The sequence below is a fragment of the Clostridium sp. ZBS2 genome, from assembly GCF_023845855.1.
Taxonomy (GTDB): domain Bacteria; phylum Bacillota; class Clostridia; order Clostridiales; family Clostridiaceae; genus Clostridium; species Clostridium aquiflavi.
Genome location: NZ_JAMQIF010000005.1, coordinates 37,462 through 47,407, shown reverse-complemented (window position 1 = coordinate 47,407; position 9,946 = coordinate 37,462). Strand labels below are relative to the sequence as shown.

The 9,946-nt window shown below is 25.2% G+C and carries 7 protein-coding genes, 1 tRNA gene and 1 riboswitch; of the genes, 2 read left to right on the top strand and 6 right to left on the bottom strand.

Annotated features, from left to right (window positions below):
* Positions 1-57 precede the first annotated feature (57 nt).
* The gene (locus tag NG918_RS02315; RefSeq protein ID WP_252224308.1) at positions 58-819 is read right to left on the bottom strand and encodes a YdcF family protein; all 762 of its coding nucleotides are present in this window, start codon (positions 817-819) and stop codon (positions 58-60) included.
* A gap of 274 nt (positions 820-1,093) precedes the next feature.
* The gene (locus tag NG918_RS02310; protein WP_252224306.1) at positions 1,094-1,606 is read right to left on the bottom strand and encodes an AAA family ATPase; all 513 of its coding nucleotides are present in this window, start codon (positions 1,604-1,606) and stop codon (positions 1,094-1,096) included.
* 303 nt (positions 1,607-1,909) lie between these two features.
* On the opposite strand from NG918_RS02310, the gene NG918_RS02305 reads away from it, so the two are divergent.
* Both NG918_RS02305 and NG918_RS02300 read left to right on the top strand, forming a co-directional pair.
* A tRNA-Cys gene (locus NG918_RS02305) sits at positions 1,910-1,984 on the top strand.
* Positions 1,985-2,542: 558 nt separating this feature from the next.
* Positions 2,543-3,139: a CHAP domain-containing protein gene (locus NG918_RS02300; protein ID WP_252212311.1), complete on the top strand. Its 597-nt coding sequence runs from the start codon at positions 2,543-2,545 to the stop codon at positions 3,137-3,139.
* Positions 3,140-3,191: 52 nt separating this feature from the next.
* Here the strand turns inward: NG918_RS02300 and NG918_RS02295 are convergent, their stop codons facing one another.
* The 4 genes from NG918_RS02295 to NG918_RS02280 all read right to left on the bottom strand — a co-directional run bounded on the left by NG918_RS02295 (position 3,192) and on the right by NG918_RS02280 (position 9,838).
* Positions 3,192-4,637 (bottom strand): lipase family alpha/beta hydrolase, encoded by a 1,446-nt coding sequence (locus tag NG918_RS02295; RefSeq protein ID WP_252212312.1) that lies wholly within the window; start codon positions 4,635-4,637, stop codon positions 3,192-3,194.
* A 187-nt stretch (positions 4,638-4,824) separates the two neighbouring features.
* Positions 4,825-6,132, bottom strand: coding sequence for a Na+/H+ antiporter NhaC family protein (locus NG918_RS02290; protein ID WP_252212313.1), 1,308 nt, complete (start codon positions 6,130-6,132; stop codon positions 4,825-4,827).
* Positions 6,133-6,308: 176 nt separating this feature from the next.
* A riboswitch (SAM riboswitch) is annotated at positions 6,309-6,460 on the bottom strand.
* A 500-nt stretch (positions 6,461-6,960) separates the two neighbouring features.
* Positions 6,961-9,147 (bottom strand): sensor histidine kinase, encoded by a 2,187-nt coding sequence (locus NG918_RS02285; RefSeq protein WP_252224302.1) that lies wholly within the window; start codon positions 9,145-9,147, stop codon positions 6,961-6,963.
* Positions 9,131-9,838 carry a response regulator transcription factor gene (locus NG918_RS02280; RefSeq protein ID WP_252212315.1) on the bottom strand — a complete coding sequence of 236 codons (708 nt, stop codon included), beginning with the start codon at positions 9,836-9,838 and terminating at the stop codon, positions 9,131-9,133. Before NG918_RS02280 ends, NG918_RS02285 begins: the two co-directional genes overlap by 17 nt.
* Between the last annotated feature and the right edge of the window lie 108 nt (positions 9,839-9,946).

Sequence of the window (9,946 nt, the reverse complement as noted above, 5' to 3'; positions counted from 1 at the left end):
CGTTTATGCATGTCCTATTTTCATTATTTACTTCTAACTTCTTTTAATTTATTGTAATTATATATCAAATATAAAACTCTTTACTACTGCAAAAGCTTCTCTAGTATAGCATATTGGTATAAGATAATATATGGTTTTATTTGTATATAATTTCACTTCATTATATCCATTTCTCTTTGCTAGCATTTTACTTCTAAATCCATGAAAATCAGTTGTAACTATCTTAACACTTAAATTATCAATACTTTTTTTGCTGTGATCTTCAATTAGCTTTTTAGAATATTTAAAGTTTTCGAATGTATTTTTTGACTGATCTTCCATTAATATTTTATCTTCAGAAATACCTTGCTCTACTAAATATCTTTTCATATCTTCTGCTTCAGAAATTCTTTCATCATTCCCTTTACCACCAGAAACAACAATATAACTATTATTATTAAATTCATTTATACATTGTAAAGCACTATCTAGTCTAGATTTTAAAATATAGCTAAGTTGATTCCCATTATTTAAACCTGCACCTAATACTACTATATAATCAGTGTTTTCTTTATTGCTTTTTGGACATGAGATTATTACTATCTCTACAGCAAGAAACAATACAAGCCCTATACATATAAAAAATTTCATTACTTTATTAATTTTCATGAAATATCTATTAAAAGCCAATTTTTGTTTTATAAAATGATATAAAACAAGTATGATACCTAAAATAAAAATAGGTAAACTAAATGCAATTTTTGAACTACTGAGAATATTAACTATACATACATATATAATTAATATGCAACCTAATAAAATGTCATAAATATTCCTCATACAACACCACCTCCACCAATTTACAAATAATAGTATTATTATATCATTTCAATACATATTAACAGTTACAAATATATTAAACTTATGTTTATGAATATTTATAATCTAATTAATTGATGTAAGTTTTTATTTTTAATATTATAAATATGTGTTGTATATTAAAAAAATTAAACTCTCGCATACAAGAAATATTTAAATTTAAGCATTAAAAACTAGTGTTAATTTAAGTTATAACAGAATTAGTATAGGTGATGATGTAATATGCTATAGATGTTTATCTAATATTTAAAATTTCACTTATTATTTCATATATTATTGCTTTTGTTTCTTTATTTGTAGTATCTATTTTTAAAGTATCCATTTTATCATACAACGCCAAGCGTTCTAAACTCCTATTTAATGAATTTCTATCCCTTTTTCCAGATAAAATATCCCTACCAACTCTTTTTAAAAGTTCTTCTTTTCCACAAGTCAATGTTATTTTATAGAGTTTAAAACTCTTCAAATTTATATTATCTAGTATTGAATCCATAATTTCATCACTTTCAATAAGCCAATTAAATATTACATACTCAATTGATGAACTTTCTAAAAAGTTGTTTAATATATGAGTAATATTATTTATAACAATTTTTTTATTTTCATCACTAGGAATAAAAGGATTAATCATAGCACACCAATCTCCATCAAGCCATGCTGAATTAAGCAAAGCTTTATGAAGATTCTCACACACGGTACTCTTACCCACTCCCATTGTTCCGTTAACAATTATAAGTTTTTTAATCATTTATTACCTCATTAATACATGTGCTAGTGAATTTAATTTTATACTGTAATTAACATTAATTCAACTTTATAACTTTAATATAAATAAAATTTCTATTCAAACTATCAATTTATAACAAATATTATTACATCGTTTATTATTAATTATAAAATATGTTCTTTTTATATAACTTTTATCATACATTATATTAAGAAAGCAACTGGAGGGCAATTACTTCCTAAATAAATTTTAAAATATGCATTTTAAATCACAAAAATAATAAATCTTGCATATATATTATTAGATGGATAAATAAAAATCTATGGCACTATAGCCAAGCGGTAAGGCAGAGGTCTGCAAAACCTTTATTCCCCAGTTCAAATCTGGGTGGTGCCTCCACTAAAGAAAGCCAGTAAACTTGGGGTTTCTGCCATTGCTTACTGGCTTTTTAATTTTTCACCTCTTAATACGACTATTTCTTTTTCTAAACAAATTAACAATTAAGTATATTGAATATATAATAATACTTATTATAAAAATAGAATGTACAATTGTCTTTCTTTGAAAAGTAAATTTATCAGGAAGTATTTTATATGAATTATCTTTATTTACTCCAATAGTAATTTCTTTTCCCACATAATCTCCAATTGAAGTTCTCATATTGCTTGTTAATGATTGATTTTTTATCTTGTATTCCACACTACTTTGATATGATCCAGATTTTCCATTAGTATAATAATCTATATTTGTAATAACTGCATCTTCAACTTTATAGCTTTTTTGATGTAAAATATAATTTATATAAATAGTATCTATTATTATACAATATAAATATAACCATAATATTGTTATATTTACTGTTTTAGGGTAAAATAATTAGATTGATAAATAATTTAAACTTACAATTTATGAATAGATAAAATTAGAATTAAAATATTATCATAGAAGGAGTTTATTATGAAAAAGTTATATCGTAATCTAATTATAATTTTTACCCTACTAATCATAGTTAGTATTGGCCTCTTTGCATCACTTAAAATTTATAGAGAAATTGAAGATAAGAAAAATGGAATAGGGCTTATTTTAGACACATATGAAGGTGTTGATGTCTATTATAATGGTAGTGACTATGGTAAAAATCATGGTAAAAGCTATAGTAATGATGGATACTATTATGGCTATAAATGGCAATGTGTAGAATATATAAAGAGATTTTTTTATGAAGCAAAAGCCCACAAAATGCCAGATGTATATGGAAATGCAAAAGATTTTTTTGATCAGGAATTGGAACAAGGTGCATTAAATGAAAAAAGAGGATTATATCAATATAAAAATGGTGATAATGAAAAACCTATGAAAGATGATCTTTTAGTTTTTACAGATACAAATTATGGACATGTAGTAATAATTTCAGAAGTAGGTGATGATTACATAGAAGTGGTTCAACAAAATATGGGACAAGAATCTCGTGATAAATTTGAACTAACTTTCATAGGCAATAAATATTATGTTGGTGGCAAAAGAGAACCAGCAGGATGGTTAAGAAAAGAATAGAGACAGTATATAGTTTTGTGTGAAAACAAAATTATATACTGTCTTTTTTTAATTAAAACCCTTTATTTTTAAGATCTGATACTATCTCTACATATTTTTCTATTACATCGAATCCTTTGTAGTCATCTCGTCTTAAATCTATAATATCTCCATGAGAAATTCCACGTCTATACTTACTTTTCAATACACCTTTAAATTCACCCCATTTAGCAGAATCTATTGCCACTAATCCATCATTTTCACCTTCAGTTAACTTTACTAAAATATATGGAATAGCCACTACATAATCACTAAATACATTTTTTACTACACTTGCATAACTTTGATAATAAACTTTATCTACATCTTTTACTTCTTCATTAAATTTTTTACTATGATACGTTGAAAATTGTCTACTTGCTGTATAAAAATCTGGATTTTTATCACCTAATATTCTATAATATTTATCAAATAATTTCGCAATGAATTTATAAATTCTATTTGGTATTTTGCAAGCTATATCAACAAACTTACATCCTCCATGTGGTGATGAAATCATTGTTAATGATGCAACAAAATCTTTCATATCTAATTTACTAACCATATAGCGTGCATCTAGTCCACCTTTTGAGTGGGCAATAATATTTACTTTTTCAACTCCTGTTTCCATTATAATTTGGAGAATTTTATCTTTAATATCTTGTGCATTATATATAATTGTTCCCCAGGCTTCTTGATTTCCATAATAAACTGTAGCCCCATTACGAATTAATTCTTTGGGTATTCTTCCCCAATAATTAATATACTTTAAATCTCTAAATCCAACTCCATGAACTAATACAAGTGGATATTTAGTTTTACATATATTGGAATCAATACGTGCATCATCTCTAATTACTTTATAACATTCATGGTCATACTCAATTCTCGCAATATGACAAGCATAAAGCATTATGAAAATATTTATAATTGGAATCCAAATCCAAAAAGCAATTATAAATCTTTTTATAATGTTTAATCTTCTTGAAGTACATAAAATTCGTAGAATCCCATTTGCAATTAGTAAAATAATACTTAGTCCAGTAATAATACTATCTATTATAAAAATATTATTAGGTATATGTTCTTTAAATATTATTTTAAATACAGTTATGTATATTATACTTTGGACGAATATAAGATATAATCCATAAAGTATAAGACTTCGTCCACCTATCATTATTTTTAATCTAACACTTATTATTTCCTTTTTTATATTCACTACTGTATTTAATTTAATCCAAATATAAAAAATGATAATACCTATTTCAATTAAAATTATCCATTTATATATACCACTGTCTTGTCCAATTTTACTTTGAGTACTAAAAAAATACTCCATCAAAACAATATGTGGAGCAAAAATTAAATATATACTAATAAAGCTTTTACTTAACAATGAATTTTTTCGCCTTATATGTAAATATATAACACTAATTAATATTATTGTTATAATAAAAGTTATTGTTAATCCTGTCATTATCAAAATCCATCCTTAATTTATATTTTTTTAATATACATATTCATTATAATTTTTAGTTTTATTCAAATAAAATACATTATAAGTCAATTATAGCATATTATTATTATCAAAATAACTTTCAACTAAAAAATAAAACAAGTAAATGATTCTTTTATCATCTACTTGTTTTAATTATTTAAATAATCTAAGCTACTTTCTTATCTCTTAATTTTTGCATCTTATTACTATGGTATATAAATATTGATATTAATGCGCATATTCCCATTAAATAAGGATAAAACAAATATTTCATTATAGCAAAAGGTGATATTGCAGCTAAACCAGCTGCTGAAATTAATTGAGCTCCATATGGGATTATTCCTTGAAAAACACAAGAAAACATATCCATTATTCCTGCAACTCTTTTAGGTTCTAAATCAAATTCATCTGAAATATTTTTAGCTATTGGACCTACTGTAACTATTGCTATAGTATTGTTAGCAGTACATACATCTACTAAGCTTACTAAAGTGGCTATTCCAAGTTCAGCATTTCTCTTATTCTTAAACTTCTTTAATCCTTTATTTAATATGTACTCTATTCCACCGTTTTCTTTAATTAATGCAATTGTTCCTGCTATTAATAATGATATAATTATTAACTCGCTCATTCCTGATATTCCAGTAGATATTGAACTACATAAACCAATAACATCAAAGCTGCCATAAATAAACCCAATTCCTGCAGCAATGATTATTCCTGCAAATAAAACTACCACAACATTTAATCCCATTAATGATGATGCTATTACTGCAATGTATGGAATTATTTTAACTAAGCTGTATTGTAATTCTTCTATACCTGTTGTAGCTGCATTTCTTGTTAATATTCCAAATACAATTGTAGTTATTATTGCCGCTGGAAGAACTATCTTAAAGTTCATTTTAAATTTATCTCTCATTTCACAACCTTGTGTTCTTGTTGCTGCTATAGTTGTATCTGAAATTATTGATAAGTTATCTCCAAACATAGCACCACTAACAACTGCCCCAACTGATATTGCAACTAATACTCCTGTTTTATCTGCTATTCCAACAGCTATTGGTACTAATGCTACTATTGTTCCCATTGAAGTACCTACAGAAAGAGCTATAAAGCATGCTATTAAAAATAAGCCTACAGTTAACAAGCTACTTGGTAAAATTGATAATCCTAAATTTACAGTTGAATCTACTGCACCCATATCTTTAGCTACTTGAGCAAATGCTCCAGCTAATATAAATATTAATATCATTAGAATGACATTATTATCTCCTGATCCTTTACAAAATATTTCTAATTTTTCATTTAAGTTTTTATCTTTATTCATAGCTAGAGCTGTTACTGCTGCTGCTGAAAATGGAATAATTACAGATACTGCATACATATCACCTGCAAGTACTGATACCCCCACATATACTATTAGAAATACTAATAGTGGTAATAATGATGCTATACTTGTTTTTTTCTTCATAAAATGTTTCCTCCTTTTGTCATTTCAAACTTTTTGTCAAAGAAATACTTAGGCAATTGATGGAAATATATTCTTTTTATTCTTTAATTAATTTTTTACAAATATTTTAAGTTTATTTTATAATTTATTAAAGAATTAAAAAATAAAAGCTTCACCCAATAGTGAAGCTTTAAATATTCTCATACTATATTAGACTTCTTATCTAACGGGATTTGGCACCACACCTTTAAAGTAAATTTTACATATTGATTTCAATATCATTTATTAAACCTTAAAAGTAGGTTGCTGGGCTTCATAGGGCCAGTCCCTCCACCACTCTTGATAAGTATTCTCTTTTTCAAATGTAATTTTAACAATAAAACGAACCCATGTCAATACTAAATATCAATAAAAACATTATTTATTTTGCAATTTTATATATTATCTTTATATTTAATAAGCTTTCTTTCAAAAAATATTGTCTATTTGTAACAATTTCTAATTTTAATACAAAGAATGTTTTTTATATTTCCTTATTTTATTTTGTGTTTTTATTATTTTATTTTTTGTGTTATTTTTATTGTGTTGTATTTTTTAAAGGTATGTTTCACTAACGTTTTATATAATAATATTAAGGTTATTTTATTAAATTCCATAAAATCACATCACTTAACTTTTTATTAGCTTCACCATCTCCGCCCTCAATTATTAATTAACTTTTTTCTATTCGCTTATCTATCTATATATTTTTTAACTCTAATAATTCTATAGTATATTTGAGTAACAAAAAAGAACCTATAAAAATAGATTCTTTTTTGTTACTCAACTTATTATTTCTTTAATTAATAGTTATCTTTTAAATTTAATTATTACTTTAAAAAGATCTCCATCAACTTCAATACTGAAGCTTCCACCTTGAAGCTCTACAAAACTTTTAGAAATTGCAAGACCTAAACCTGATCCTTCAGTGTTACGTGATGAATCTCCTCTAGCAAATCTTTCAACTATCTCATTTGGATTAAAATCAATTTCTACTTCTGACATATTCTTCAATAGTATTTCTATATATTCATCCTCTTCTAAAATATCTATATATACTCTTGAATTTTTCATTGCATATTTAGCTATATTATTTATTAAATTTTCAAATATTCTAAATGTTTTTTGACTATCTAGATTTAAAATAATTTTATTTTCAGGAAAATTATTTTTTAATATTAAACCAGAATTATTAATTTTATCACTTAATTCTATTTGTGTTTGCCTCATAAGTTCAACTATATCAACTTTAACTAAATTTAATTGAACATTCCCACTTGTTGCTTTACTTACTTCAAATAAATCTTCAATTAAAAATTTTAATCTTTGTGACTTTTTATCTATTGTATCTATATATGATTTACGATCCTCTTCACTAATATTCTCATCTTTTAATAAGTCAATATAAGTTATTATAGATGTAAGTGGAGTTTTTAAATCATGTGATACATTTGAAATAAGTTCTGTCTTCATCTTTTGGCTCTTTACTTCTTCATCAACTGCTTTTTTAAAGCCTTGTTGTATCTTTTTAATTTCATCCTTAAAGCTATTAAAAAGACCTAAGTCTTCGTTTATTTCAACATCTAAGTTTCCCTCTGCAATCTTATTTGTAGCATTAAGTAGAATTTGATATTTACCTTTAATATCATCCGAATATTTTCTTAAAATTATAAACAAGACTATTGTATATAAAAGTGCTGCCATGATTCCGAAAAACCATATACTGCAAATAATCACAAGAGCAACAAAATTTATAGCTAATATTTTAATAATAAATTTATTAGATTTATCCGTTAAATCAATATTTGACATATAATCGACTAGATTGTTTACCCATTTTTTTGATAATCTGAATATTTTAGCAATAAGTAAATTTTCTTTAAAGTATTTAATAAATCCAGTCTTAAATATATGCTTTAAGAACATAGCTCCACTTAATATTGCAAAAGTTATTACACTCCATAAAACCGTATTTATAATTATCCTTAGCATCCAATCCGTTTCTTGTGTTATTCCAAATCCAACAAATCCATTTCCGAACGTTCCTTGTAAAGTTTTTAATATTGCTGCACATGATGATATACCACACATCATGGCTGCACATCCAAATATAAATACAAGAACTTCAAATGGAACTTTAAATATATACTTAATTCCAAGTACTTCTTTTCCAATTTTATAAGGAATCAATAATGATACTATTAAGATAGTTGATAATATTATTAGTACTGTTGATATTACTACATCATTATTTATATTTACGCTAGATCTTTCTATCATTTCGCTTATACTATCATTGTATTTTAATTCTTTAGGAATAGCATAAACAAATGTAGTATCTTTTATTTTATTTAATTTAACGTTATCATCATAAACATGAAGTGAATTTTCAAATTCGAAATTTATAAGATTATTTCGTACATTAAATTCATCTGCACCATAAACAGTATTCACTTTAATATTTCCTTCTTCATCAAATTGCAAGACTATATAAAATCCATAAGTATCTTGTAATTTTTCTAGTTCTTCTGTATTGTTTTCTAAAAAAAATACTTGTAATGAGTTTTCACTATTAGTTTTTGTCACATCTCCATTTTTATTGATAACTAAATATTCAAGATTTTTTAAATTTCTTGATAAATTTCTTTCTAAGCTTCTAAGTTGAGAATTAACTAGTTTTTCTTTATTGTCTATATGGTTCTTTTGAGATACATCATCCCCATATTCATCTATATTGTTGTTTATCTCTTGTATATAAACTTCTGAAAAATTCAAACTCTTATCTTGTTCCTTTTCTAAAAGATCTTTATATAAAACATAACTACTATCATAAATTTCTTTTAACATATTATACTCTTCATATGGTGATGAAGGTTCTGCTTTTTGAGATACCTTTTCTATTGTAGGATAAAAGCTTATTATTCCAATTGACGTCATTATTACTATTAATATTGCTATTATATTTATAATATACGGACTCTTATTTATACTTTTCAATTTTATATCCAACTCCCCACACAACCTTCAAATACTTAGGATTTTTCGGGTCAATTTCTATTTTCTCTCTTATATTCCTTACGTGTACCATTACAGTGTCTGTGTTTACTGCATTTTCATTCCATACTTTTTCATATATTTCATCTGCTGAAAACACTCTACCAGGATTTTTAATTAATAAGTGTAATATTTTAAATTCTATAGGTGTTAATTTTACTGGCTCCTCATCTACAAATACCTCTTTAGTTTCTGCATTTAATTCTAAACCATCTATTATAAAATTATTATTTTTCTCTTCTAAATTATTTATAACATTTAAATACTTAGAATATCTTCTAAGTTGAGAATTAACTCTTGCTAGAAGTTCCATAGGATTAAATGGTTTAGTAATATAATCATCAGCTCCAATATTAAGACCCATTATTTTATCCATTTCTTCTGATTTAGCAGATAACATTATGACAGGAAAATCAAATTCACCTCTAAGTTTCATGGTCATTTGAATTCCATCCATTTTAGGCATCATTATATCTACTATAGCTAAATGTATAATTTCATTTTTTATTACATCTAGACCTTCAATTCCATTATGAGCTTTAAAAACATTGTATCCTTGGTTATTTAAATATATTGCAATTGCATCACATATTTCTTTTTCATCTTCAACTATTAAAACATTATATAATTTCATAATATTAACCCTCACCTTTACATACCAAAATCGCCAAGGCGACTTTAGAACTGTCGATTTTTTTTAGCCATGCACCCTTTCCAAACGCAGTGCAGGAATAATGGTGCG